The sequence below is a fragment of the Bacteroidota bacterium genome (assembly GCA_039111535.1).
Taxonomy (GTDB): domain Bacteria; phylum Bacteroidota; class Rhodothermia; order Rhodothermales; family JAHQVL01; genus JBCCIM01.
In genome coordinates this window covers 25850-52428 of record JBCCIM010000015.1, presented here as the reverse complement: position 1 = coordinate 52428, position 26579 = coordinate 25850, and the positions used below count along the sequence as shown (strand labels likewise).

Genomic DNA, 26579 nt, shown 5'->3' with positions numbered 1-26579 from the left:
ATTCCCTTTTTGCCCGGCTTCACGGTAATTCCCTACTTAATTACCGGGCACTTTACACAATTTTACCACGATTTGTATGAAGTGGTTACTCCCATTACAAAAACCCTACCGAGCACAACGCATATCGCCGGCTATACACAAATTTCAGGTAGTTTTAGCCCTCAATTTGTAACCACAACCTAAACAATGCGGTCGCGGACACGGGCTGCATACGATCGGCTCACCCGCACCCGTTCCCTGTTTCTCAGGGTCACATGGTATCCACCTTCGCCATCGCTGACAATATGGGCAATTGCAGACAAGGCAACAATGGCAGAACGATGTACCCTGACAAACAATGCCGGATCAAGGCGCTTTTCGAGGGCGCCAATGCCCTGACCGCTTACAAACGTTTTTTTCGAGGTATGCAGGTTTGAATAATCGCCGGCAGCCTCGATCCACAACACGTCATTGGTGGCAACAGGAAAAATCTTCTCTGCAACACGCACAAACAGGTGGCTGGCAAAAGAAGCAGGCGCTTTGATGGAGGCAAGAAAATGACGCATCGTCTCCTGCTCAAGCTCTACATGCTGATGCTTGAGCACCCGTTGTACAGCTCTGTCAAATCGTGCCTTATTATAAGGCTTTAGCAGGTAATCTATTGCACCCGTTTCGAAAGCGTCTATGGCAAACGCATCATTGGCGGTAGAAAAGATGATCTGGGGCAAGTAGGTGAGTTGCTCGATGACATCAAAGCCTGTCAGGCCGGGCATCTGAATATCAAGAAAAAGTAGATCTGGTTTTTCGGCATCAATACACTTGAGTGCCTCGCGGCCATTTGCACACTCTGCTATAACTTCGATGTCTTCGTAGTCGTCAATGAACTCCTGGATGATAGACCTGGCCAGGGGTTCGTCATCTACAATAATTGCTTTTATCATCTACTCAAGCCACTTGTAGCGGAACGGAAAAAGATACGCGAAATCCCATTGGACCAAGGTGTTCAGTTTGCAGAGCAGCAGCTGGGCCCAGGCGTTTTTCGAGCCGGCTTGTTGTATTTGAAAGTCCGATGCCGCTTTTGCTCCCCACCTGGTGGAGCATTTCTCCCCGTCCTTCATCTTCCACAACAATCTGCACCTCCTCAGCGGTCGCTGTAACGCGAATGGTGATTTCACCGCCTTCTTCGCGGCGAGCTATATTATGTTTGATTGCATTTTCCACCAGCGGCTGCAATACCATCGGCGGAATCAATACACGCTCCAGGCCCGGGGCTACTTCAAACGCAACTGCCAGACGGTCAGCAAACCGGTGCGATTCCAGGTCCAGGTACGCTTTCGAAAAAGCCAGCTCTTCTTCGAGCATCACTAAATCTTTGCGCGAGCTATCGAGCGCATAGCGGAGCAAGTCGCCTAGTTGAATGATCATGTTGCGCGTTTCTTCCGGGTCGCGCATGACCATTGCATTCATTGAATTAAGGGTATTAAACAGAAAATGTGGATTGATCTGCGCCTTTAGTGCTGCCAACTCACTTTCTTTCGCGAGGGCCTGCAATTCAGCGGCCTGCTTTTCTTTTAATCGTAAGCGCTGCAAAATGCGCAATGCATGATATAATGCAAACGCAACCATGTAAGCGGTAAGGTTGCTACCAAACACAAAAGAATAAGCACTGCGAATAGAGACCTGCACATCAGGGCCCGTGGTGTACCCAATCAGCCATAAAAACAGCGTCAGGCTTAACCACGCAAACACCGGCGCGATCACGATATGGGCCGCAATTTTTGCCGGCCAACGGAAAGCGTCCATCTCACGCACAACAAGCAGCCAGGGGGGTATGGTAAGCACACCCATAATGCCTGCAGCAAACATCTGCCCGATAAATACACCAACAAATTCTGTTTGCTGCCCACTGGCTGTCACCATAAAGCTGTAGAAGAGCGCATATAAAATCCATCCACAAGCACTAAGCACAACCGCGCGGGTTGTCATACGCGGTTTGGGGATTGCAACAGATTCGGTCATATCCGACGTGTTAAGCATACTGTTTCAAATACGAGGTCTCGGGTCAAAGTAGGTATTTCCAAGATTGATATTATACGACCAAAGACGTACGCCTGGCCGCAGCAGCAATGCCGGCAACCAGACGCACCGTCTATACAACTGCCCGTCAAAAACTTGCTATTGCGAAGCATCAGCAACTTTGGGCAACAATACATGCTTCACCCATCCATAATCAGGATTCAGTTCGAGCGCTTTTTCAAAAGCGGCCCGGGCCTGCTCGCTGGCGCCATTTGCCATATGCCCCTGCCCAAGCCAGGCATACGCTTCCGCGTGCCCCCAATCGGGCATTACCGGATCCGCAACTTCTTCTTTGGCAAACAGGTCTGCTGCCTGCTGAAATCCAAGCATTCCTTGCGCTGGATCGCCCCCAAACATTTTGGGTGTGTTGTAGTCGCTGATAGCAGAGACTAGCCTGACCCGCGGATTGTCTGGCGCCAATGCATTCGCCCGGGCAACCAATTTTGTCGCCTTTGGCCCAAGGAACATGGCCTGCATGGGTTTGAGGCCAGACTTCCACCCAATAACACTCCCGAGCAGGGCAATGCCTTCAACAAAATCTTCGTCTATTTTTATGGCTTTCTCAAGCTGCTTGATGCTGGCGTTGAGGTGCTTGAGTTGTGCATCTTTCTCAGGGTTCATGCCGGCAAGCCGATACCCGGCCAGCCCCATGTAGTAGTGCGCCAATGCCCGGCGCCCTTCATCCGCAGTTGCCCGCTCAAACATGGCGCGTGCTTCCATGATCTGGTTCTGATCATTGCTATTTTCGCCGGCAACAAGCTTTTCTTTTGCCTCGAGCAGCAAGGCATCGACATCCTGTGCCAGCACGGGCAGCGTAAAGAGGCCCAGCAGCAATAGCGTAAAAACGGATACGGTATAATGTTTTTTCATGATCGTTCTATTTTAGATTTCGATGCGTGTATGGCCTCGTATCAGCCACTTCTTTATTCCTGTGCGTCTTCTGCTTTGTAAAACCCGATGTGGTCAATGTTGTAGGCAAAATCGAGCGGTTGGAAATTGCTCACCATGAGCGCGATGGCTACGACATCCGTGCCCGTCCATGGCACCGGTGCCGACCACATCTGGCGAAAACTGGAAAACGGTAACTGCAGCGTCTGCTTGCCTTCGGTTGGCATGATCAGCGTTGCGTGATAGTCGAAATTTGTAATCGAAGGGATCATCAGTTGCACCCCGGCATCAACCACTTGCCCTCCAGGTCAATAGCGGGTCCATTAAATGGCGATGAATGTACTTCCTCAATGCTGTAGATTTTGCCGGCCACAATGGTCACAACGCCCTCGGTAACGGTCTGGGTGGCAGGGTCGAGTATTTTGGCGTTTTCAATAAGCAGCTCTTGCGCCCAACACGTGCCTGGCAGTATAAACAGGGTAAATAGCCCCAGCAATCCTGCTTGCATCGATCGAATCGTTGTGTTCATGCGATTTATAGTGTTCATGGTGTTATACGGTTTACAAAGCTGGTTTATGTACCTGCGCATTAAGCAATTCAATGGCATCATTGCCCCCATATTCTTTACCCGACGATCCGGTTAAAATTGATAGACACGCCGAAGTAAAGAAACCTGCGGTAATTGGACCGCCGTGGTGTACGCGTACTGTAGTCCGGAGCATATTCATAGTCGAGCACATTTGTGCGATTTAGCAGGTTGCTCACGGCAAGGTAAAAGGTGGCATTGTGCCCGGTACCAAAAGGTAGATAGTAACTCACCGTTGCATCCAATCGCTGAAAGGAGGGGAGTCGCTCAGAACCTATGTCCCCTTCAATGGGCCAGTAAAATGCGCCGCTTTCATCCGGCACGGCGTCGATTACCGGCGTAATGGGCCGGCCTGTTGCGTAGCGATACGTTACCCCACCACTCAGAAAACCTATCAGGCGCATTTTGCCGACAACAGTAAGGTTGTGGGTGATGTCAAAACCGGAAGGGCCCGTTTGATGGACAACTTCACGTCCGACTTGCCGGGCCTGTTTGCGTGTTGATTCCAGGTAGCTGTATGAAATCCAGCCATTGGCGCGGGTCTGCAGGAATCCTCCGTACTTGATAAAGGCATCCAGGCCAAACGCATCGCCATTGCCTTCATTGGTGAAATTTTGTGTACCGTGCTCAATGACGAGATTGTCGTATGGTTTGTAATACCCTTCCAAACGCATCATGAGTTGTCCTTGCTCGTGGTTGAGGCCGGCAATAAAATGCTGCGCGCGTTGGGGCATAAGAGATGGACTGCCGGTTGTTTCGTTGAAGCTATAGGCAGATGATATCTGGTGATAAAGCCCCCACGCCAGGCGAAAATCTGTGGCTTTGTTGAATGCATACCGCAAAGAGATCCGTGGGTCGAGGGTAAAGGCATTCGGTAATCCAAAATAGTCGGCCCGTAGCCCAACGCGCGCCGCAATGTGCCGGGTCGCTTTAAACTCCATCTCAGCGTACGTACCAGCCCGGCTACCTCGGTATGATTCATCCAGTTGCGAAACGGCAGCTTCGGGATCCAGAATATCGGTGTACTGTGGCACGCTGCCCTCGATGTTATTATTCACCTGCTCATACTCAGCGCCGAGAAATATCCGGTAGTCGTCGCTTATTTCTTTTTCCAGATCGGTACGCAGTTTAGCAGAGACATCGCTTGGCTTGAGATCGAGCACGCCCAGTTGCTGGTGCGTATTGTATCGATTGACGGAGAAACTGGAAGAAACCAGCCAATCCGAAAAAATGTCTGACCATTGTACGTTGTGGAGCCAATTGGCCGTGTTGCCTTCGAATACCCCATCAAAAGATGGTTCATCTACAAAGACGCCAACGCGGTCGTGGTTGGTATAGTTAAAAAACTTGAGCCGGCCTGTAGTGGAGTAGTTATAGATCACGCTAAGGTTTACATCTGTGCCCCTCGGAGTAAGGGAGAATTCATCCGCAAACCCGTTGACCTCCATCATCATTTTTGTAAAACTCTGATTACCGCTCACCCGTACGCCAAGCTTGCCGGGGATAAGTGGTACATCGGCCCCAATGGATGCTGCTGCCAACCCCAGATTGGCTGTATACGATGCCTGCTGTGGCAAGTCCAGGCTTTCCATGGACAACACACCAGAAAGGGCATTGCCGTATTTGGCAGAAAAACCGCCTGAAGAAAAGAAAGTACCGCCAACCAGGAACGGCGGGATTGTCCCAAATACTCCACCGGTTGGCGTTTCGTGTTTATAGGGATGGGCGACCGTCGCTTGATCCAGCAGCAACACCGTTTCACTAACATCACCGCCCCGTACAAAGAGGCCGGCGCCTTCATCAACCATGGCTACGCCAGGAAACGTCTTGATTGCAAGGAAGATATCTGCCGCGGCACCGGGTGTGGTTACAACTTCTAGCGATTGCAAGGTAACGGCTTCAGCATCCCCCGTGGAAAATGCGCTGGCCGTCACAACGGCTTCTTCCAAAGAAATCAGCGTTTCTTTGAGGACCAGGTCAAGCGATACGGTATCACCAGGCGCAAGCGTGATTACTGCAAGGGCCGGCTCAAATCCTATCATGGAGGCTCGAACCGTCTGCGCGCCTGTTTTTTGTGTAGAGAAGGAAAACCTGCCATCGAGGTTGCTGGCAGCACCGTCGATTGTGCCTTGCAACTGCACGTTCACATAAGCCATGGCCTCACCCGAAGCTGAAACCACACGCCCTTCTACAATCGCAGGCTGTTGCGCAAACGCATCTAATGGTCCCAATAGCCCCAATAGCGCAAAAAGCCAGTATGTAATTCGATACCGTAGAAAGCTAAACATAACAGGTGCGGGTTAATTGACAAGATCAATTTTAAGAACCCGTACGGTGATATGATCAGGATAGATGTGCTTGTTTCGACGAGTGACGGGAGCAATCGATGAATGACGGTCACGCTGCGCCGGCGCTCGAAAAAATCCTAAAAAGCTATACAGCGCCCGGTATTTGTTTACGATACCAGATCAGCTGCTTCGTCGAACTTAACGCCGAGGAGCTTCGAAACGCCTTCTTCTTGCATGGTTACGCCGTAAAGGCGGTCCGCCAGCTCCATGGTCCGGCGGTTGTGGGTAACCATAATAAACTGCGTATTGTTGGAGAACTCGCGGATCAGTTGCATGAACCGCTCAACATTGGCTTCATCGAGCGGTGCGTCTACCTCATCCAAGATACAGAAAGGGCTTGGTTTAACGAGGTAAATTGCAAACAGCAAAGCCGTTGATGTCAGCGTTTTTTCTCCACCCGACAACTGGGTGATGGCGCTTGGGCGTTTGCCTTTGGGTTTGGCAATGATTTCGATGGGAGACTCGAGCGGATCTTCCGGATTGGAAAGCAGCAAGTCGGCTGTATCATCTTTACCAAACAGCGTCGAGAATAGCCGCGCAAAGTTGGTGCGTACTTCCTGGAAGGTTTTATCGAACCGTTCAGCGGCAGTTGTATTAATTTCGGTAATCGTATCCAGCAGGCTTTGCTCAGCGTCTTCGAGGTCTTTCTGCTGGGTGCTCATGAACTCAAAGCGCTCTTTCTCCTCTTCGTAGCTTTCGAGTGCCAGTTCGTTGATTGAGCCGAGGGTACGTACTTTGCGGCGAAGCTCTTTCACTTCCCGCTTGGACTCCCGCTCATCAAAGGCTTCAGGCACTTCTACAGGATTCTCGAGCAGCGCAATCTCAAAGTTTTCTTCGACGTTCCGGAGCAACTCAGAAATACGCGTCTGGACTTCAGCCAGTTGAACGGCGCGTTCATTTTCAGCCCGCATACCTTTTTCCCGCGTCTGCCGGATGGTTCTCAGTTTTGCTTCCAATTCGGAAACACGTGAGATGGCTTCCTGCCGTGCCTGCTCAGCTTTGTCTACGGCCTCTTCAAATCCCGGCCGATCTGCATACAGGTCATAGATCTGTTTTTCGAGATCAGCACGCGTAGCTTCGTGCGCAGAAATGCTCTTCTTGAGCGTCTGGATATGCTGTTCCCGCGTTTCGCGTTGGCCGGCCAGCGTTGCTGTGTCCAACTTATTACGATCAAGATCGCGGGTCAGGTTTTCAAAATGGTTTTTCGCCTGCAGCACCGCAATGCTTGCTTCATTAAACTGGTTGAGCGCACGGGTATTGTCCGCTTCTGCTGCACGGAACGCTTCCTCAGCTGCAATGCGCGAATTGCGCAAATCTTTCAGCAGCTCTTCTGAGGCTTCGACAGGCGCCTGAAGCTGGGAGATGTCTGCGTGAATCGTTGTAATCAGGTCTTTGTGCTCTGTAATCCGCTGCATCGCTTCCACGTGCCGTTGCTCGATAGCATTGTGCTCGTGAGATACGCGCATGTTTTCGCTTTCAGCAGCAGAAAAGAGGCGCTCAGCTTCAGCCAGGGTCCGCTTTATGTCATCAAACGGTACGTTGCCGAGCGCTTGTTTTAGCTGCGCGGTGGTCTCTTGCTTCTGCTGCAAGGCAGCTTCGAGTTTGCGCAGGTTCTGGATAGCTGTCTCGTACTGCTCGCGGCGTTGGAGCCGGCCAGTTTGGTTGAAGTCATTCTGCTTCTTGCTTCCACCACGCAAAATACCCCGCGCATCGAGCCACTCACCTGTTGGTGCGACATAGCGCATCGGTACACTGGAGCCGTACAGCATGTTGGCCATTTCATCGAGCGTGTCGATAAGGTCCTGCCCGTGCTCAAGGGACTTCACCAGGAAACTGTTGTGCAGCAATGCATCAGCAAGCTTCTGGTAGCCGGCTTTGCTCACACGAATTTTGTCGAGTAACGGAGAAGCTCCCCGGTCAGCAGCTTCTTCGATAAATTCTGCATAACGCGTTGGCGGACGCAATCGGTCGAGAACAATGATCTCAGTTTGACCTTTGTCCTCGGTTCGCAGCAAAGAAACAGCACTGCGTGCTTCTGCTTCGGTCTGAACAACTATACATGTGCCATATACGCCAAGTGCAGCGTCGAGCGCAAGCTGGTATTCTGGCTCACACCCCAAAATGTCCGCAACGGTTTCCATTGGGCCAGGCGTCCAGCCATCACTTTCAGCCAGGTAATGGAAAGCTTCCGATACGTCTTCATAAGAGCTGATGAGGCTTTCCAACAGCGATACTTCCGCCGCAATGGCATCATGCTGACGCTCAATTTGCCGCAGGGCTTCAGAGGATTTCTCCCACTTCTGCCGCAGCGTTTCGCGCTCGGTCTCTGCATTCTCCATCGCCGCGCGCGCTTTGCCTACGGTGACGCGGGCGCTTTCGAGGTTTGCGCCGGCATCTTTCATGCGCAGCGCCGTTTCAGCGATGCGTGAATCAAAGCCGGCAACCAACTGTTGCGACTTTTCAGATTCTGATTGGATCAACTCAAGCCGGTTTGCCAGGCGGTCCATTGTACGCCGGCGTTCGCCGCGTTCTTTCTCTACACGCTCCTCATCTGCACGAATGCTTTGCAAGTTCTCCCAGGCTTCTTTCGAAAGCCCGCTCATTTTCTCGCTCTCTGCTTTTGCATGATCCGCTACTTTACGGGCTTTATCCAGCAACGGTGTGGCCGCTTCAAGCTCTTTTTCAAGCGTAGAGAGGTGCGACTTCAATTGCTCAATACGCACAACCGCTTCCTGCTGCTCCTGCATTGAGCGCTCAATGCTCCGGTTGGCAGATTCATATCGCTCAAGGGTAAGCCGCTTTTCCGTCTCAAGCGTACGCACCTGCTCCAGATGCTCGTTCAGCACCAGTTGTTTTGCGCGCAGTTCTTTCTCATACCCAACCAGGTCAACACGCAGCGATTCAATTTCAGCCTCCTCTTTGCCCTGCTGTGCCGTATGGACCTCCAGTTGGTCCTTCAACGACTTGGCTTCATCATTCAGGTTTTTTTCGATTGCCTGAAGGTGATTAAGCTCACACTGGGCAAGGGCCATTTCGAGCGTATGCAACCGTGTATTCAGCTCTTTCGCCCGGGCAGCTTTCTCAGCCTGGCGCTTGAGCGAAACAACACGTTTCCCAATTTCTTCTGTAAGGTCGCGGATTCGGGTCAGGTTGGCCTGGGTATTGTCCAGTTTCCTCAGGGCTTGCGTGCGGCGCAGTTTGTATTTGGTAATGCCGGCTGCCTCTTCAAAAAGCCGGCGACGATCTGCCGTGTTTTCCGACAAGATCTCATCGATCATCTTTAGCTCGATGACAGAATAGGCGCCCGGGCCCATCCCGGTATCCATAAACAGATTCAGGATATCCTTGAGCCGGCACTGGGTACCATTGAGCAGATATTCAGACTCCCCTGATCGGTACAGCCGGCGGCCAATCGTTACTTCAGTATACTCCGTGGGCAGGATACCTTTTGTATTCTGGATGGTGAGGGTAACCTCAGACATCCCCAGCGCCTTCCGCTTCGCCGTGCCGTTGAAAATCACGCTATCCATTTTGTCGGACCGCAACACGCGCGCGCGCTGCTCACCGGTTACCCAACGGACGGCATCCACAATATTTGATTTGCCACACCCGTTCGGCCCCACAACAGCCGTCACCCCTGGATCAAAATTGAGGGAGGTTTGCTGGGCGAAGCTTTTAAAACCGTGCAGTGCGAGTTTACTCAGATACATAAATACGAGGGATCTCTGTCAGGACGCGGCGCCTTCAAAGGATGTGATTTTGTGATCAAAGCGTAGCAGCAATTTGTTAATAGCCAGTCTGCTGCGATACGGAAGCATTGGCGCGGGATGCCTGGTTAGTATAAATAAGTGCTTTTCACAGATTTATTTACCTAACGTTCGCCCCGAACCGAGTCAGCTCCGGAGTGTGCTAATTAGTAGCAATCGGATGCATGGCACCACAAAATTGCAGCCGCACAATTTAACGCCGTACCAGTAGCTAGTTCACCACAATTAATCCACACCTATCAACGCAAGTTTTCCACAGGTTGTGGACAAGTCCAGACGGGCACTATAATATGTCGATTTGCGCTACCAGCGGCTATGCTTCAACCAGTTTTTGCTGCTTGATTTGCTCAAATGTCAGGCCTGTGCCATCTTCACTGAGATCAATCTGCACCGTATCTCCATCCTGAATCCAGTTTGATAGCACCTGTTCTGCCAGTTTGTTCTCAACTTCACGCTGGATAACGCGCTTCAGCGGACGTGCACCAAACACGGGATCGAACCCTTTGTTCGCTATCCAGTCTTTTGCCGGATCCGTCAACTCTAGCGTGATATTGTGGCTTTTCTGGGCAATTCTGGAAACACGCATAAACTGCACTTCCACGATACTGCGAATTTCGCTCCGGCCCAGCGGCTTGAACATGACCACTTCATCGATACGATTCAGAAACTCGGGGCGCAGCTTTTTCTTGAGCATGCCCATAAGGTCATCATTGAGTTTCTGTTCAGCTTCATCAGAGAGCAGACCGTTCATGGCGTCCATCCTTTCCTGAATTAACTCAGAGCCCAGGTTACTGGTCATGATGATGATGGTATTCTTGAAATCAGCGGTTCGGCCCTTGTTGTCGGTGAGCCGGCCATCATCGAGTACCTGCAAGAGGATATTAAATACTTCCGGATGTGCCTTTTCAATTTCATCGAGCAGGATCACAGCATACGGCCGGCGGCGCACTGCTTCGGTAAGCTGTCCGCCTTCGTCGTGGCCCACATATCCTGGAGGCGCACCAATCAGCCGGCTTACGGCATGGCGTTCCTGGAACTCACTCATGTCGATGCGTACCATCGCCTGCTCATCATTAAACAGGAATTCTGCGAGGGCTTTGCCCAATTCGGTTTTACCAACACCGGTGCTACCGAGGAAAATAAAGGAGCCAATGGGCCGGGATGCTTCCTGCAATCCGGCACGGCCCCGGCGCACGGCGTGAGAAACAGCTTCCAACGCATCCCGCTGACCGATAACGCGCCGGCCAAGCTCATCTTCCATTTTAAGCAGCTTCTCCCTTTCACTTTCAAGCATTCGGGAAACAGGCACGCCAGTCCATCTCGACACAATGGCGGCAATGTCCTCTGCATCAATTTCTTCTTTCAGCAAAGCTCCCATCTGTTGGATATCGTCGAGCTTGCCTTTTGCAGATTCAACACCCTGCTCAAGCTGGGGAATCTGCCCGTAGCGAATTTCAGCCACTTTGCCGTAATTCCCCTGGCGTTCCAGGTTCTCTGCTTCTACACGCAGGTGTTCAATTTCTTCTTTGGCCTGCTGAATTTGCTGAATGAGTTCTTTTTCATTCTGCCAGCGTGCCTGCAGTTCTTTCCGGTCTTCATCGAGGTTTGCCCGCTGCTCAGCAATCAGCGTGAGTTTTCCTTTATCGCCATCACGTTTTACTGCTTCGCGCTCAATATCAAGCTGGCGGATCTGACGCTCCAGCGCATCAAGCTCCTCTGGCATCGAGTCAATTTCGATGCGCAGCTTGGCCGCTGATTCATCAATAAGGTCAATGGCTTTGTCGGGTAGAAAGCGGTCTGTGATATAGCGCTGACTTAGTTCAGCTGCTGCTACAAGGGCTCCGTCCATAATGCGTACACCATGATGGACCTCGTATTTGTCCTTGATCCCGCGCAGAATGGAAATGGTATCTTCCACAGACGGCTCATCTACAACGACGGTCTGAAACCGTCTTTCGAGGGCTTTGTCTTTTTCGAGATATTTGCGATACTCATCAAGGGTTGTTGCACCGATGGCACGCAGCTCTCCGCGGGCAAGCGCCGGCTTGAGAATATTGGCTGCATCAACCGCTCCTTCTGCCGCGCCGGCACCTACCAGCGTATGAATCTCATCGATAAACAAGACAAGCTCACCATCTGAATCCGTTACCTCTTTGACAACAGCCTTCAGGCGGTCCTCAAACTCTCCCCTGTACTTTGCGCCGGCAATCAACGCACCGATATCGAGCGCAAGAATACGTTTGGATTTAAGATTCTCCGGCACATCCCCGGATACAATGCGGATAGCGAGTCCCTCTGCAATGGCGGTCTTGCCTACACCTGGCTCACCGATTAACACCGGGTTGTTTTTGGTTCGGCGAGACAAAATCTGCAACACACGACGGATCTCCTCGTCGCGTCCAATAACCGGATCAATTTTCCCTTTCCTTGCCAGCGCATTCAGGTCGCGGGTATACCGTTTGAGTGCGTCATACCGTTCTTCAGCATGCGGATCACTCGCCCGCTGCCCACCACGAATGTCCTTCAATATGGCAAGAATGTTGTCTTTCGTCACGCCCTGCTCGCGGAGGAATTTGCCCAACTCGGACTTGTCCTCGGCAAACGCCATAAGCAGGTGTTCACTCGCTACATATTCGTCTTTTAACAACTCTGCTTCAGCGAGCGCCCTGTCAAATACTTTTTTCAATCCCTGGCCAACATACTGCCCGGAAACGCTTGCCCCGGTCACAACCGGCAGCTTGCCCATTAACTGGTCGAGCTTCGTATCGAGGAAACTACTCTTGACACCAAGCTTCTGTAGCATCGTCACAACAATCCCGGAAGAATCGCTCAGGAATGCTTTCAATACGTGAACAGATTCGACCCCCTGATGATTTTTCGAAGCCGCAATCTCCGTAGCTTTACGAACAGCTTCTTGCGCTTTGACAGTAAATTTTTGGAGATTCATTTATCTAACTGAATTTTTGGCAGGGGAAAATTAATTTCGGTTGCGCTTCTCCATTGTACGAAAAGTGTACCACAAAGGACGGGATGACAGGATGACATGTTATGAGACATTGGCGTCGTTTTAAGACAAGCAATTCTGTCACCTCTCCCCCCCCATACCTGTCATCAACAACCCATTAAACGTCAATTATATCAAGCAGTACGTCTTAATTGGTGAAACGTCTCTTTTTAGGCCCATTCGTGGCAATTCAGTGGCAACCAAAAACAGTAGAGATCGTACTTAATCATGACTCAATTCAACAGAATTTCATCAAATACGCCTGAGCACCTCCCGGGTTATGGAAGAAGTAAAAACACTAAGAGAATACATCTGGGACAAACATGGAGTGGATATCCGCAATCCAGCTCCTAGTGAAGAGGTATCTGTAAGCAGTACACTAACGTCAGATAATGTGTCTTTAAAGGATGAACTTATACTGCCGCCTAACTTCATACCCAACTTCGTAAATCTGCTCAAGGACTGTCAACAGGATTTCCAATCAAAACTATACGCCGCTCTCGACGCCATAGCTTCGGAATTAATTGAATTGGAAGACCATTACGAGGTCGCTCTCCGCAATCCCGCGGTTACAGAGTCAGGAGAAAAAGCGAGAATTCAATGGAACAGAGCAAGAGAGCTTTGGAAAAGAAATCGCAATTACGCCGGCGACAACGCTGCTCAACGAGCGATTAATCATAGTCTCGATAGCCTGATTGCAGCTTATCAACATACGGCAGCACATAAAATTGTGCGGGCCAGAAAGTATATCGAAGATATAGAGTGGCTGGTCTCACCTAAAACATTGATCTCTATACATGGAGAAGCGCGGTCATTCTATGATCTAGGGCGAAGTGCTCAGAGACGGCAAAATCACGATCAATCAAGAAAAGACTTCAAAACGGCCATACTGCTGGTGGGGCAGTTTTACCTTGAAGCAGAAAGCTCGAACCACTTAATGGATATGAATCCTAACCAACCAACGTGACAACGGGTTCTTTCATCACTATATCGTCATCGTAGTCGAAAGAGATCAAAGCATAGCCACGCTCATCCCGTTCTCCATCCTGCACATCATGTGATAGCGCACTTTGATCACGGTGGGAAACTTCGTCGATCAGACTCAATGCAGGCTGATTAGCGCTGAGAAGATATGACTGAGATGCTGTATATGCTGGAAGACGTTTTCCCGCTTTTCGTACCTGTACACCCGGCTGCCTTGCGTCCATACCTAAGCAATTGTGATTAGAAAAAAAGTGACATAGATCGTTAATACGGTTATATAAGAAAATTTGTTCTATAATAAAAGTACTTAATAGTACTAATATATAAGCCTTTCGTATAATTCATGGTTCTGGTTCAAGAATAAAAAAACCCGCCTGCATTAATGCCTGACGGGTTTTAAATACTGCTCACAAACTACTTTATTTCCAACTTGGAGTCTAAACCTGCTGTTTACCAGGATCAGACATTACATCATCGTCATCGTAGTCTGTATCTATAATATCGTCTTTAGCCATGAAAATTCAACGTTTAGGGAAATCTGTTATATAGAAAAGAATTCTCGGGGAGATGTAATTAAAAGTTGAGTCTCTTCTAACAGATCTCTAGTTAAGAAATGTGTCTATTCGTCAACTGATGCAGCACTCTAAATATCCAAGCTCTTGGCTTCCGATGCGGAATGAATACCAGCACTTAGGAGAACATCGACAAAACCTGGAGCATCTATAGCTTCCAGGCATCTTCAGAATTGCAATTTATTGAAAATGCGCTAAATATTATTAGTGCTATAGCACCAAGTCTATTCAGTTTTTAGAAAATTGGACATCAACTTTCAGCTCAGAATGTGCATTTAAGGTAAGCTATTCCGCTACAATAACCTTACTCACAACTACTTCGAAGAGACGAATACAATGAAATGCAAAAACGGTGACTTATACCAGAAATCGATATAAAGGATCCTACACTATCCCTATCCTCGAGATTATGGGTTGAATATACTATTTGCACGTTTTTTCGTATTCCCGTTGGACCTCACTTCCGTTCACAGGTCATGCTCAACTTCGTTAGATATGACGTGACGCCGTACACGATACTATTACAACCTCTAATGGCATTATTCAGGATTAATGCCTCTGCTCGCAGCTCCAAGCGCACGACAGAATTGAATAATACAATCATCAACGGCCCTGATGGACTCCTCCCCTAATACCCCTCCTATATCACTAGCTAATTCTAGAGCGGCTCGGTAGTGTTCACGTGCTATTTTGTGGTGTATGTATTGTGGAGATTCTTCGTCTATTTGCAAAGAAACTATTACATCGCGTAGCTTCAAAATACGATGGGCAGCCCCTGTTTTGTATGCAGCTATCAGGGTTTGAATACTTGCTAAAAGCGCCTGATTAGCAAGCGCAGAATCCCAATTCTCAAGCACTTGACCAAGTAACGCTTCACTGTACTCCGCAGGTGCCCTGACGGATGGATTGTTGAATGTAGATTCAATCCAGTCTTCAAGGTCTCTAACCTCGACCCACAAGTCCTCTATAAACCATTCCAGGTTTAGCTGAGGATTCGATTTATAACGCTCCCAACGAGGTAATACTTCCCCGCACTTAAACTGCAATTTAGTCATCAACTCAACTATCAACGAAAGACTAACTCACCTCCAACAATAAGGAGCAAATATTGGCAAGCTCTTTACTGTAAGTCAATGCAGTTTAAATAATGAAAAACTAATTCACAACCAAACACCTATTTCTGTTATGTATTAAACTTTTTATTCCCTAATTGGTGTGCGACATCTACTCACCCTAATGAGCCCAATCACTTCAAATACATCGCACGCTGGGTTGTTGAGAAGTTCTGCCCGGTTGCATTGATCAGGTAGAGTCCGCCCGGCAAACCGGAAGCTTCAAAGTCGAACGTGTGTACCTGATTTGCCTCCAATACGCCTCGAAAGAGCTGTGTCACCCGTTGCCCGAGCGCATTGTAGACCTCTATGTTTACCTCTTGCTGGCTCGCCAGCGTCAGGTAGAATTTTGCTGCCGGATTGAAGGGATTGGGATAAAGCGAAGACATCGTTTGTTTGCCAGATGCCGCAAGGACCACTTCAACAACCGGACTGTAGTCGAACGCACCGTCAAAGTCGATTTGCTTCAACCGAAACCGATGGTTTCCCGGTTGTAAGTCCGACAAAACGCGCTGGTATTTACGCCGCGTATTGTCTGTGCCGGCACCTTTCACGAAACCCATAATACCCCATTGCGCTTCTGCCTGTTGCCCGCGAGGCCCGGGTTTGTGCTGCAACTCGAAGCCGGCGTTGTTTAGCTCGGAGGCTGTTTCCCAGCGCAGTACCACTTCGCCGCGATTAACAACGGCATCAAAAGAAACCAGCTCAACAGGGAGTGCTGGCGGGTCTGTTTCCCACCAGACAATTTCACCGCCGAAGCTGCCGCCGATCACGTCGAGGTCACCGTCAGCGTCGAGGTCAGCAACATTGATAACCATGGGTGAATCAAATTCTTCATCGATGATATGATCGTCCCAGGAATTACCCAACCCGTTTTTATTTTCCCACCAGACCATCTGATTGGCTTCTGTGGCCGCACCGAGTACGTCTGTATCTCCATCCCCATCCATATCAGCCGGCATAATGGAGAAGGCGCCATCAAAGTTTTCAGCAATAGAGACCCGCTCCCAGGTCAAGCCATCCCCTTCTTCATTAAACCAGACCACAATGTCGTCAGCAACATCCGCAGCCCCCAACAGGTCCACGTCATTGTCACCGTCGATATCAACAGGCATAACGACATTTACGCCATCAAAGTCTTCGTCTACCGTATGTAATTCCCAGGTGGTTGCGTCGCCGGCTGTGTTCTCCCACCACTTCACGTCATCAGCAATGTAAGCTGAGCCGAGCAGGTCGAGGTCGCCATCGCCGTCCAGATCAACAGAACAAACGTGTCGGGCGCCATCAAATGCCTCGTCGATGATATGTTCAGTCCATACAGATCCATCGCCATCAGTATTTTCCCACCAGTGAATTGCATCACCTTTGAGTGCGGCGCCCATGAGATCCAGGTCGCCGTCAGCATCCAGGTCGGCCGCATGGAGATGCATGGCAAAATCGAAGTCAATGTCGACCGGATGCTGCGTCCATGCGCTGGCATCGCCGGAGGTATTCTCCCACCAGCTGACAAGGTCATCGCTGGCGGCAGCGCCAAAGAGGTCGAGATCGCCGTCACCATCCAGGTCGGCCGCATCTACAAAGCGGGCGCCGTTGAAGGTATCAGAGACGGTATGCGGCGTCCAGGTGAGCCCGTTGATCGGGTCGTTTTCCCACCAGGAAATGGCGTCGACCGTCAGGCCGGCGCCGATGATATCGAGGTCGCCGTCGTTATCGAGGTCATGAGACTGCAAGGCGTGCGCCCCGGCAAACCCGATGTCGATGTCGTGTCGCAAGAAGGTCTCTTGCGCGTGCATTTTGGCCGGCGGAAGCAGGCTGAGTACAGCGATGGCAGTTGCCATACGCAAGGACTGCCGGTAAGGGACAGTATGCGAGCGCTCTACATTCAAAAAAACACGTAAAAAGATACAGGTGGTGTTCCATGCACGTACCGGCGCCCGATTAGGGCGTCGAGCCAACGTAAATACCATGGCGATATCTCCCTTGTGTTGAAGGGGTTAAATAGCAAATAACGACGATTGGAGGCGCATATAAGTCAGATTGGACCTACATGAATCAAAGGGGGGCGAATGTACTTGCTGTCAGCCCTATACTATCGGATCGGCCAGAACCATCAGATAGATAACGACGGTTTGGATAGCGTTACGTACCTGGCGCGATGAGACTGTATACAAGCTGCAAGAGGGGGGCATTATCAACCACACTTAAAAACATCACGCTTAAAAATGATGTTCTTAAAAAAGCAGAGATAATTTTCGGGGGAAAATGTATTGAGCGAGTGGGGGGCTCGTAATGAGACTCAGAACAGCGTCTTTTTTTGGGCAACAGCGTACCCAAGATTATAAAGAATCGGGTTAAATACCGTAATCCTTTATCGCAATTCTTTAAGCAGTTGTAAGTTTTTGGAGACGCAAATCTCGTGCCTTTAACTGCAAGCTCGTACGCCCATTCCACGTGTTTTCTTCAACAGAGAACAGCAACTCGATAGGAATACCGGCATTTTCACTTTCCTGGAGGGTATCGAGGTGGGTATGCATCCCAAACCCAACCACTTCCATTGTGTTGATACCGCCGGATTTTTGGCGCACCCAAAACTTGAGGTGTGTTCCATCTTTACCCATGCGACGCGGCGGTTTTGCAAGTTCGAGGTCTTTTGCAAGGAAAACCGGCTTGCTGTTTGCCGGCCCGAACGGCGCAAATTGGCGCAATACGGCCCAGAACCGATCACCAACGTCATTCAGATCAACCGGAGCGTCCACTTTTATGACGGGTTTCAGCAACTCGGGTGTTATCATTTCACCTACAGCGGCATTGAACTTTTCCCGAAACGCAGTGACATTTTCTTCAGGCATGGCAAGGCCGGCTGCGTAATCGTGCCCGCCAAATGTTGTTAGCAGATCGCTGCACTGCTTAATGGCATTATAAACCGAAATGCCGTGTATGGATCGGGCGGATCCTTTCACAACGCCGTTGACGGTTGACAGCACAATTGCCGGCCGATAAAACTGCTCGACCAACCGGCTTGCAACAATCCCGATCACACCCGGATGCCAGTCTGCATCATGTACCACAATGCCGTGTTGCAACGAACCACTGAGTTGCCGTTCTGCCTTGACGATGGCAGCGCGCTTGGTCTCTTTGTCGAGGTCCCTTCGCTTTGTGTTGGCCTGCTCCAATTCAAGGGCCAGTTGCCTTGACTCCGCGGCATCTTCAGCAACCATGAGCGTAACCGCGCGCTCAGCGTCACCGAGACGGCCGGCCGCATTTATTCGCGGGCCAATACTAAAGACAATCTGACTGGTAGTACAATGTGCCAAATCTTGTCTTGTCAGTGCAGCAAGTGCTTTGATACCCACCCGCGGCGCTTCCCGGATACGATTCAGCCCTTCGACCATCAGCACCCGGTTTTCGCCTTCCAGGGGTACAATATCACTGGCAGTCGAAATGGCTACCAGGTCAAGGTAATCATAGGCATCGGATGCAGGTTTTTGCATTTTTTCCAGAACAGCCTGGATTACTTTAAAGCCAATACCACAACCCGACAATTCTTTGAACGGATAGGGACAGGTATCACGCTTGGGATCCAGCACAGCCACCGCATCCGGCAGGGTTTCAGCTGGTTTATGGTGGTCACAAATGATCAGGTCCAGCCCAATTTCCCGGGCATAGGCAGCCTCTTCAACAGCCGTTACCCCGCAATCGAGTGCAATAACAAGCGATGCACCCCGCTCACGCGCCACATCCAGGCCGGCGTTGCATAAGCCATAGCCATCCACAATACGGTCAGGAATCCAATAGGAGACATCAATGCCCAGTGAACGCAGAAACAGGGTCATCAACGCCGTCGACGTGGTGCCATCTACATCGTAATCACCATAAACAAGCACTTGCTCATTTTCTTCAGCGGCGCGAAGGATACGCGCAACCGCGGCATCCATATCCTGCATCAAAAAGGGGTCATGCAGGTGGGACATGTCGGGCCGAAAAAAAAGACGTGCTTTATCAAATGAAGCTACACCACGGGCAACCAATGCACGGGCAAGTGCTTCGGGCAAATTGTTGAGTACACGGGCCAGTTGATTGGTTTGCTCTGGATCGGGGTCCGGGTTTAAGATCCAGCGATATTCCATATTTCCCCTGCAAGAAATCGTACAGATTAAAAGAGACCGACTGATTTGCGGCGCGCATTAAATTACGCTGCACGCAAAATACGACGCAGGCAGAGAAGAACGAAGCAAAAACCTTGTGAATGAATTGATAACCAGGGCACTAAGAACAAACAGATCAGTCTTCCAGTAGAGCAAGCATTTGTCGCTTACCCAGGATGAGCTTAACCTCTTCAACACCGGGTGGAGAGCAAGGCCTTACGCGGTACGCTTTGAATATGCGGGAGAAGGCTTCGCACGCAGCTGGTGACAGGTACATGTAGATGTCGCCGTTTGACATCAATGGCGAACTAAATAGCGCAACTTCCGACGGTTTTCCCCTTTGGTTGTACAGGCGAAGAATGGTATTACGAAGTTGACGGTGTTTGCCCTGAGAGATCTCTCCGGGAAAGAAACGAATACGATGCCAGGTGGACTTCATACTTCAGAATGGGTGGCACTTTGGGTAACTTCACTTGGGGTAACTTCATGGCAACCTATGCGGCTGTGCGTGGCTAATTTATTACCAGCATGTTATGCGTTTATTAGCTCAATGTTAGAGGATTGTTAACGTATGCAGGAATTGCGCCTTCTAGTAATTCTATGGTAACATTTTAAAAACGATACGGTAGTTTGCCCAGGCTACACAGCACGTATTTTGATACGTGCAATTCCAAATGTTCATTTCCAATATCCTCATTTCAATACTTCCCTTACTTATGGTCAAAAAAAGCCCGGTGATGACAGACACCGGGCTTTTTATTTACACCAATTTTTGTTGCCGGCAATAAACCAGCTGGCTGGCGTGATCAGGAAGCGGTCAACCGAAACTTGACCGGAATCACAACTTCTACTTTCACCGCACGGCCCCGCTGTTTGCCGGGCTCAAATCGCTGCGCCATCACGGCTTTTACGGCAGCTTCTTCGAGCAATGGGCTAGGTGAACGAAGGATTACCGGACTACCCGGCTTTCCATCTGTGTCAACTACGATCTTGACAATCACGTTGCCTTCGATACCCTGCTTTCTTGCAATCACGGGGTATTTTACAGCCTGCGACAACTTCGCCATACCGCCAATCATTTTGGGCATGCTTTCCACCACCACAAATACTTCATCTGTGTCCTCTTCCTCCTCTTCTTCTGCGGGCGGTGGTCCAAGGTCTACCAGCATTTCATCCAACTCCAGCGCTGCGTCTAGCTCCAGGTCCTCGTCTACGATCAACTCATCATCTGGCACCATAACCGGGATGATAGGCCGAGGCGGCGGAGGAGGCTGAATCTGCTGCTTGGTCTGCTGGATCTCTTCCATCGTCACCAGTTCCTGCTCAACCTGAACGACTTCAAACTTGCTGTCTGGCGAAAAAGGAACGGTGAACGCCACCAACAAAAGCACCAGTCCAGCAGCCATACCGGTCTGTAGCCCAGTAATGTAGCCGGCACCTTTACGGTGCACACGCGCTGCACGTTCGCTAAATCGCTTGGACAAATCTTCCATCGAAAACGAAGGCGTACGGCTGGTGTTTTCGGGTTGTCTATATCTGAATACGGAGTTATATCCGCGTAAAAATGAGCCTGTTATAAATGTATTTTTCATGCTATTTATTTCCTCTAATAATCCAGGTTGTAACAACGCAGGATAAAGCAGCCTATACGGTGCACACGGCTGAGAGATACAGTGTTATTAATTTGATAACAGGATTTTTGTAGCGCAGGGGCTCACGCACTGTACAGAAAACAGCGGCCAATCAACTGGATTCACGTATTCTCGATCCTTTGAAAAAATGACGGGACCATCCACAAGCAACACCGGCGAGGCTACCAGGTACTATCTACAACAAGCCGTACCACCCAATAAGCCAAAAAAACAAATACGCACAATCTATGCATTGTGAAATAATTCTTTCATAACAATTTATAAATTGTTATTATGCATTCACATAACAACATATAGATTGTTAAAATGAACAATAAGTTTAGAAAGCTTCAATTAGAAACGCTCGACAAACAACTGGCTAAAGTACAGACCCCGGCGCGGCCGGCCAATGGTTGGGTGCGGGCGATCAGAGATGCTTTGTGCATGAGTGGTCGCCAGCTCGCTAGCCGGATGGGTGTCAGCCAACAAGCTTTATCGCAACTGGAAAACAAAGAAGTGAACGACGCAGTCACTTTGAAGCTATTGCGTCGGGCAGCAGAGGCGATGCATTGCAAAGTGGCATATGTACTGGTACCGGCAGAAGGGAGTCTTCAGGATATTATCACCGCGCAGGCGTACCAAAAAGCAACATCGCTTGTTACCGCCGTCGATCACACCATGAAGCTTGAAGCACAAGGTGTTGGTGATGTAGAAGAGAAAACGCGCCAGGTGGCCGAAGAGTTGGTTTTGAATCTGAATACGGATTTATGGGATTAGCCCATGGAAAATGAATACCTGGATGGCCAGACGCCGCTTGATGAGGAAGAGAAAATCGAGCTCATTCCTACAATTCTAACCCGGGCCGATCTGGATCGCTTCGAGCAGGAGAATATTATTGAGGCCAGAAAATGGGTTATGCAACAGTCCGTACTGGCAAGGCAGGGTATATTCACGGAGGGATTCCTCTTACATCTCCACAAACGTATGTTCGGCCAGGTCTGGAAATGGGCCGGCGCGTACCGCAAGACCAACAAGAATATCGGTGTAGATCACTTCCGAATCCCGACAGAGCTGTACAAGCTACTTGGCGACAGTCTGTACTGGCTAGAGCATCAAACGTATGATGCCACCGACCTCGCCATCATTTTCCACCATCGTCTGGTGCAAATCCACCTGTTCCCCAACGGCAATGGCCGGCACGCGCGCCTTTGTGCTGACGCCATATGTAATAAATACAAAGGTGAGGCTTTAACCTGGGGCGGCAGAGCAAAACTGATGACAGAGGGAGAAACCCGAAAAGCATACATCAGTGCCCTTAAAGAAGCTGACAATGGGGCATACAACCCGCTGCTCGCTTTCGCGAAATCATAAGGCGCTATATCCGAACGCCGAAGCGCAGGATACGTTACTATTTGCGCAAATCCCTAAACACTCGCCCAGCGCTGTACCTTTTTGTTTGCCGCTTTTTCGATGGTGCTCACAAACATGTGGGGCGCACGATCTACCCATTGCCGGAATTCTTTGGTAAGCTCCCGGTTGACCGGTTTGACTTCAAGCAGCCGCTCGATGTTGAACTCCGCGTCGTGCATCCCACCGCCGTACTGCATTAAATCGAGCGCGTTCCAATACTGCTCCACATGTCCTTTCACGGGCACTGCGAGAATTGACTTACCGAGGTACATGGCCTCACAAACAGATTCAAAGCCGGCGGTACAAATCAGGCCTTTGCATCGGGCCATCATATCGAGAAATTTGGTATCGTGTAGCTGATGAAACGTAAGCGTATCGTCGTACGCATACACTTCATCGTGCTTCGGGCTGTCCCAGAAACAATGCAGCTTGACGTCCGGGTACTTCTTGTGCCATTCGGTCACAGCAGTTGCATATCCCTGGTTGAGGAGATAGATCAAAAAGAAGTCCTCCTCCTGGTCAAGTGGCAGTTCAAACAACTCTTTGCGTAGCAGGGGCGGCATGACAGAAAGCCTGGGCCGATCCCAGGTATTATAAAAAGAGAGCGCAAGTTTGCGCCTGGCGCCAAATGCTGAGAGGCGGGTGAAATACTTGGCTCCCATGCGCTGCGCCCATTTCCCGGGCGAGAAAGGATAGACCGGGTGGTGATACATGTATTGATGCCCAATGCAGACCATCGGGACGGGAGATACATTGAACAGGTTGTAGATGCCGGCCAGTGGTTCAAAAAAATTGATAATTACATCTGGCTGATACGTGTCAATCGCCCCCCGAATCACGTCGAGACTTTCTTTGAACTCCGGGCTTCTACGCAGATTTTGTGTTACAGTAGGCCACACCTTAACAGACTTCTCGCTTGCATCGACAGCAAAATTGGGGCTATCGAAATATTCAACCGGCGCACCAATTTTGTTCAGAAAAAACGCCGGTACGCGCCGGTGCTCATTATGGCCAACCAGTACGGCTGATACGCTATGCCCTGCATCAACCAGCATGGTTTGTAAAGCAAGGGCCTGGGTCATGTGTCCACGACCTTCTCCCTGGATAATAAACAAGCAATTTAACCGTGACATAAGCGTGCTATGCGTAGCTTTATGATTTAGGATAATTTAACACCGGCCACTTTGCCGGCCGTGCTGTTCAATGACAACACAGGTTCTGCTATATTGCTGTTTGGCAGCATTGATGCGCCATGCAGTGGGACAACCTCCCGGTTTGTCGGTTTGGTTACCCGGGATTCAGGTTTGTTACCTGACCAGTTGATGATTTCCAACTTCCCATCCACGTGCTCAACCAGCGCAGTGCAGCTTTCAACCCAGTCGCCTGCATTGCAGTACAACACCCCATCGATGTTGCGAATTTCTGCGTGGTGGATATGACCGCAGACAACCCCTTCTACTTCGTACTTCAGCGCTTCTGTCGCCACAGCTTCTTCAAAATTGGCTACATGCTGAACGGCACGTTTTGCTTTTTGCTTGAGGTAAGCGGACAGCGACCAGTAAGGCAAATCAAACCATCCTCTGACTACATTATACCACCTGTTCATCGACAGCGTCAACTGATAAGCCTTTGCCCCCAACACGGAGAGCCACTGGGCATACTTGATGACGCCATCAAATTCGTCGCCATGTAAAACCAGTAATTGCCGGCCATCAAGCGTGGTATGAATGCTTCTCAGCTTCGTGTGAATACCGCCAAACTGAAGATCTATAAAACCCCGTGCAAAGTTATCGTGATTGCCCGGGATGTAAGTAACCCGGGTACCTTTTCTGGCTTTCCTCAAGATTTTCTGGATGACATCGTTGTGCTGCTGTGGCCAGTACCATGACTTGCCCAGCGCCCAGCCGTCGATCACATCACCAACGAGATACAGATACTCCGAGTCGTTGGCTTTCAGGAAATCGAGCAGAAAATCTGCCTTTGTATTTCGGGTACCCAGATGGAAATCCGAGATCCAGATTGCGCGGTGTTTATTCGGTCCGTTCATACTTCTAATACTGCCAGATCGATACAGAGCAACACAGACGCCATTGCACGTTTCACCCGCTCTGCAAATCTCTATTGATGCAATATTGCAACAATGATATATACGTCAAACGGAGAAAATGCGGATAATCAAAACGTTAGCAAATGCTTGTTTATAAATAACTTAAACCAAAAACGTGCTGACACCCGGAGGCATCAGCACGTTTTGAAAAGTCAGGCAATTGCCAGGTCAGGATGACCTTTTAACTACTTGCGTAACAGACAGCTTATTTGAGGAGCAACATGGTTTTTGTAACCGTTGTTGCTTCGCCATGCAGCTGGTAGAAGTACATACCAGAAGCCAGATCCTGTGCGTCAAACTGTACGCTGTAAACGCCGGCAGCTTTCAATCCTTGTTCAAGGACTTTCACTTCACGACCCAGTACGTCGTACACGCTCAGGCGGATTTCCTGAGACTGGTCGAGCGCAAATTCAATCGTTGTGACAGGATTGAACGGGTTCGGGAAGTTCTGCGAGAGCTGGAACGTACCAGGCACTGCATCTTCATCTTCGTTGCTAACCAGTACATGGTCGCCAAGGAATCCGTTGTCGCTCAGTGCGGTCCAGTCTTCGAGCCAGTTGTTATCTCCGTCGAAAGCACCCCAGTAATCGGTTGCTTCGAATGTGAAGTGGCCATCTGGATCGGTTACCTGGAAGGCACCTCCAGGAACGAGTACCGGAGAACCTGGATTGGGACGCGGATCAAGATTGCCATCTGCCGTGCGACTGATGCTGGCAAGCAGCGGATCAGCCAGCACATTGCCGGCGTCACCGAGAATCGTCACAGCAAAGTCAGGCACGAGATCAGAAAGCATGCTGCCAGCACCGTAGTTCCACCAGGCGTTGTCAGCGAAGGCCAGTGAGCCATCTTCCAAACGCTTGCGACTATCTTCAGCTGCTGCATCATCAAGATCTTCAATGTCCATGGCAACGCCCGGGTAGTCGGTGAAGACCGAGTACCAGTACTGACCACCTGCGTTGTCGCGGATGGCAAAGGTGCGGTCGTTGTTGTCGCCACCCGTTACCGTCGCGTCAGCACCTGAACCGATATAGGTTACGTTGGTGATGATCGGAGTAGAGAATGGTGTAGCGTCGTCGCCACCGGCGTCACCACCATCATGCTCACCACCACGGCCAGCAACGTCGTCGTCATGGATTGAGAACCAGAACTGACCGCGACCGCGGAAGCCCTGATCGTAATCGTACGTGTCGTCACCACAGAAGGCGCCTACGAGCCATTTTGTGTTAACCGTACCACCAAACCACTCGAAGCAATCATCGAAGTTAGCATACACTTCCACGTTTTCGATGGTGGTACCGCGGCCTACACCACCGAGGGTAAGACCGTTGATTTCGTCACCTTCAACACCTGAGATGGAGAAACCACCGTGGCGGATCGATACGAACTTCAGCGTACCTGAGTTGTCGTCGTCGTCCGTACCACCGTAGAGGGCATTTTCCGTTTCAGGAATACCTTCAATCTGGTTGTCGGTTGTTGGCTGGTTGGTTGTAGCGTTTCCGAGGATGATCACGCCGCCCCAGAGACCGCGATTACGCTGGTCCAGGTCGTCAGGAACGTTTACATCGTCGAGTTCACTTGTGAAAATGATGGGCGCATCGGCGTTACCCATGGCCATGATTTTCGCGCCACGGCGAACAATCAAAGCAGAGGCGCCATCGCCTGTTGAAATATTGGCCTGCTCGAGACCTTTGATGACTGTTCCTGGCTCAATGGTCAGCGTAACACCCGATTCGACGAAAATCAGGCCGTCGAGCGTGTATTCATTACCTGCTGTCCAGGTGGTATTGGCAGAAATATCATCTGTAACGTTGACCTGTGCATTCGCCGAGGAGAAAGCGAATACAAACAGCATCAACGCTGCTAGAAATTTGGTACCAGATGGATTCATGGATTGAACCTCGTAAGGCAAGGGTTGGGTTATAAAGTGGATATCTAAAAAGCAACCTATGCAGGGTCGCAGGGATTAATGC

20 protein-coding genes are annotated in these 26579 nt (G+C 50.1%); 3 read left to right on the top strand and 17 right to left on the bottom strand.

Translation table 11 applies throughout. The features are described 5' to 3' along the window. Positions 1-179 precede the first annotated feature (179 nt). From AAF564_04355 to clpB, 8 genes are all read right to left on the bottom strand, one after another. The gene (locus tag AAF564_04355) at positions 180-920 is read right to left on the bottom strand and encodes a LytTR family DNA-binding domain-containing protein (protein MEM8484753.1); all 741 of its coding nucleotides are present in this window, start codon (positions 918-920) and stop codon (positions 180-182) included. Positions 921-924: 4 nt separating this feature from the next. Beyond that, positions 925-2016 carry a histidine kinase gene (locus tag AAF564_04350; protein MEM8484752.1) on the bottom strand — a complete coding sequence of 364 codons (1092 nt, stop codon included), beginning with the start codon at positions 2014-2016 and terminating at the stop codon, positions 925-927. Between the two features lie 138 nt (positions 2017-2154). Next, complete coding sequence (locus AAF564_04345; GenBank protein ID MEM8484751.1) at positions 2155-2925, bottom strand: tetratricopeptide repeat protein; 771 nt, start codon at positions 2923-2925, stop codon at positions 2155-2157. A 53-nt stretch (positions 2926-2978) separates the two neighbouring features. Then, a complete protein-coding gene (locus AAF564_04340; GenBank protein MEM8484750.1) occupies positions 2979-3215 on the bottom strand; it encodes a hypothetical protein in 237 nt (78 codons plus the stop codon). Further along, positions 3215-3490 carry a hypothetical protein gene (locus AAF564_04335; protein ID MEM8484749.1) on the bottom strand — a complete coding sequence of 92 codons (276 nt, stop codon included), beginning with the start codon at positions 3488-3490 and terminating at the stop codon, positions 3215-3217. Before AAF564_04335 ends, AAF564_04340 begins: the two co-directional genes overlap by 1 nt. Before the next feature lie 77 nt (positions 3491-3567). Beyond that, positions 3568-5817 carry a TonB-dependent receptor gene (locus AAF564_04330; protein ID MEM8484748.1) on the bottom strand — a complete coding sequence of 750 codons (2250 nt, stop codon included), beginning with the start codon at positions 5815-5817 and terminating at the stop codon, positions 3568-3570. A gap of 167 nt (positions 5818-5984) precedes the next feature. Continuing rightward, a complete protein-coding gene (gene smc, locus AAF564_04325) occupies positions 5985-9587 on the bottom strand; it encodes a chromosome segregation protein SMC (GenBank protein ID MEM8484747.1) in 3603 nt (1200 codons plus the stop codon). A 370-nt stretch (positions 9588-9957) separates the two neighbouring features. Further along, the gene (gene clpB / locus AAF564_04320) at positions 9958-12591 is read right to left on the bottom strand and encodes an ATP-dependent chaperone ClpB (GenBank protein MEM8484746.1); all 2634 of its coding nucleotides are present in this window, start codon (positions 12589-12591) and stop codon (positions 9958-9960) included. Between the two features lie 337 nt (positions 12592-12928). Here clpB and AAF564_04315 point away from each other — a divergent pair, with 337 nt between their 5' ends. Next, positions 12929-13615, top strand: coding sequence for a hypothetical protein (locus AAF564_04315; GenBank protein MEM8484745.1), 687 nt, complete (start codon positions 12929-12931; stop codon positions 13613-13615). Here AAF564_04315 and AAF564_04310 read toward each other — a convergent pair. From AAF564_04310 to AAF564_04285, 6 genes are all read right to left on the bottom strand, one after another. Beyond that, complete coding sequence (locus tag AAF564_04310) at positions 13599-13856, bottom strand: hypothetical protein (protein ID MEM8484744.1); 258 nt, start codon at positions 13854-13856, stop codon at positions 13599-13601. The two genes, AAF564_04315 and AAF564_04310, sit on opposite strands and share 17 nt — an antisense overlap. Positions 13857-14743: 887 nt before the next feature. Next, the gene (locus AAF564_04305; protein MEM8484743.1) at positions 14744-15259 is read right to left on the bottom strand and encodes a hypothetical protein; all 516 of its coding nucleotides are present in this window, start codon (positions 15257-15259) and stop codon (positions 14744-14746) included. Between the two features lie 191 nt (positions 15260-15450). Then, a complete protein-coding gene (locus AAF564_04300; GenBank protein MEM8484742.1) occupies positions 15451-17154 on the bottom strand; it encodes an FG-GAP-like repeat-containing protein in 1704 nt (567 codons plus the stop codon). A gap of 543 nt (positions 17155-17697) precedes the next feature. After that, positions 17698-19443: a single-stranded-DNA-specific exonuclease RecJ gene (gene recJ, locus AAF564_04295; GenBank protein MEM8484741.1), complete on the bottom strand. Its 1746-nt coding sequence runs from the start codon at positions 19441-19443 to the stop codon at positions 17698-17700. 154 nt (positions 19444-19597) lie between these two features. After that, complete coding sequence (locus AAF564_04290; protein ID MEM8484740.1) at positions 19598-19900, bottom strand: hypothetical protein; 303 nt, start codon at positions 19898-19900, stop codon at positions 19598-19600. A 367-nt stretch (positions 19901-20267) separates the two neighbouring features. Further along, positions 20268-21053, bottom strand: coding sequence for an energy transducer TonB (locus AAF564_04285; GenBank protein ID MEM8484739.1), 786 nt, complete (start codon positions 21051-21053; stop codon positions 20268-20270). A gap of 366 nt (positions 21054-21419) precedes the next feature. On the opposite strand from AAF564_04285, the gene AAF564_04280 reads away from it, so the two are divergent. Continuing rightward, the gene (locus AAF564_04280; protein ID MEM8484738.1) at positions 21420-21869 is read left to right on the top strand and encodes a mobile mystery protein A; all 450 of its coding nucleotides are present in this window, start codon (positions 21420-21422) and stop codon (positions 21867-21869) included. Between the two features lie 3 nt (positions 21870-21872). Beyond that, positions 21873-22463 carry a mobile mystery protein B gene (locus AAF564_04275; protein MEM8484737.1) on the top strand — a complete coding sequence of 197 codons (591 nt, stop codon included), beginning with the start codon at positions 21873-21875 and terminating at the stop codon, positions 22461-22463. 53 nt (positions 22464-22516) lie between these two features. Here the strand turns inward: AAF564_04275 and AAF564_04270 are convergent, their stop codons facing one another. The 3 genes from AAF564_04270 to AAF564_04260 form a co-directional block, all read right to left on the bottom strand. Beyond that, the gene (locus AAF564_04270) at positions 22517-23635 is read right to left on the bottom strand and encodes a glycosyltransferase family protein (GenBank protein ID MEM8484736.1); all 1119 of its coding nucleotides are present in this window, start codon (positions 23633-23635) and stop codon (positions 22517-22519) included. Between the two features lie 26 nt (positions 23636-23661). Beyond that, positions 23662-24549: a UDP-2,3-diacylglucosamine diphosphatase gene (locus AAF564_04265; GenBank protein MEM8484735.1), complete on the bottom strand. Its 888-nt coding sequence runs from the start codon at positions 24547-24549 to the stop codon at positions 23662-23664. 265 nt (positions 24550-24814) lie between these two features. Further along, positions 24815-26497, bottom strand: a complete 1683-nt coding sequence (locus tag AAF564_04260) for a T9SS type A sorting domain-containing protein (protein MEM8484734.1) — start codon at positions 26495-26497, stop codon at positions 24815-24817. Positions 26498-26579: the final 82 nt, after the last annotated feature.

What these genes read in the sequence shown, in the direction of transcription:
- AAF564_04355 (MEM8484753.1), bottom strand. Translation starts at nt 920, where the DNA reads ATGATAAAAGCAATTATTGTAGATGACGAACCCCTGGCCAGGTCTATC.
- AAF564_04350 (MEM8484752.1), bottom strand. Translation starts at nt 2,016, where the DNA reads ATGCTTAACACGTCGGATATGACCGAATCTGTTGCAATCCCCAAACCG.
- AAF564_04345 (MEM8484751.1), bottom strand. Translation starts at nt 2,925, where the DNA reads ATGAAAAAACATTATACCGTATCCGTTTTTACGCTATTGCTGCTGGGC.
- AAF564_04340 (MEM8484750.1), bottom strand. Translation starts at nt 3,215, where the DNA reads ATGATCCCTTCGATTACAAATTTCGACTATCACGCAACGCTGATCATG.
- AAF564_04335 (MEM8484749.1), bottom strand. Translation starts at nt 3,490, where the DNA reads ATGAACACTATAAATCGCATGAACACAACGATTCGATCGATGCAAGCA.
- AAF564_04330 (MEM8484748.1), bottom strand. Translation starts at nt 5,817, where the DNA reads ATGTTTAGCTTTCTACGGTATCGAATTACATACTGGCTTTTTGCGCTA.
- smc (MEM8484747.1), bottom strand. Translation starts at nt 9,587, where the DNA reads ATGTATCTGAGTAAACTCGCACTGCACGGTTTTAAAAGCTTCGCCCAG.
- clpB (MEM8484746.1), bottom strand. Translation starts at nt 12,591, where the DNA reads ATGAATCTCCAAAAATTTACTGTCAAAGCGCAAGAAGCTGTTCGTAAA.
- AAF564_04315 (MEM8484745.1), top strand. Translation starts at nt 12,929, where the DNA reads ATGGAAGAAGTAAAAACACTAAGAGAATACATCTGGGACAAACATGGA.
- AAF564_04310 (MEM8484744.1), bottom strand. Translation starts at nt 13,856, where the DNA reads ATGGACGCAAGGCAGCCGGGTGTACAGGTACGAAAAGCGGGAAAACGT.
- AAF564_04305 (MEM8484743.1), bottom strand. Translation starts at nt 15,259, where the DNA reads ATGACTAAATTGCAGTTTAAGTGCGGGGAAGTATTACCTCGTTGGGAG.
- AAF564_04300 (MEM8484742.1), bottom strand. Translation starts at nt 17,154, where the DNA reads ATGGCAACTGCCATCGCTGTACTCAGCCTGCTTCCGCCGGCCAAAATG.
- recJ (MEM8484741.1), bottom strand. Translation starts at nt 19,443, where the DNA reads ATGGAATATCGCTGGATCTTAAACCCGGACCCCGATCCAGAGCAAACC.
- AAF564_04290 (MEM8484740.1), bottom strand. Translation starts at nt 19,900, where the DNA reads ATGAAGTCCACCTGGCATCGTATTCGTTTCTTTCCCGGAGAGATCTCT.
- AAF564_04285 (MEM8484739.1), bottom strand. Translation starts at nt 21,053, where the DNA reads ATGAAAAATACATTTATAACAGGCTCATTTTTACGCGGATATAACTCC.
- AAF564_04280 (MEM8484738.1), top strand. Translation starts at nt 21,420, where the DNA reads ATGAACAATAAGTTTAGAAAGCTTCAATTAGAAACGCTCGACAAACAA.
- AAF564_04275 (MEM8484737.1), top strand. Translation starts at nt 21,873, where the DNA reads ATGGAAAATGAATACCTGGATGGCCAGACGCCGCTTGATGAGGAAGAG.
- AAF564_04270 (MEM8484736.1), bottom strand. Translation starts at nt 23,635, where the DNA reads ATGTCACGGTTAAATTGCTTGTTTATTATCCAGGGAGAAGGTCGTGGA.
- AAF564_04265 (MEM8484735.1), bottom strand. Translation starts at nt 24,549, where the DNA reads ATGAACGGACCGAATAAACACCGCGCAATCTGGATCTCGGATTTCCAT.
- AAF564_04260 (MEM8484734.1), bottom strand. Translation starts at nt 26,497, where the DNA reads ATGAATCCATCTGGTACCAAATTTCTAGCAGCGTTGATGCTGTTTGTA.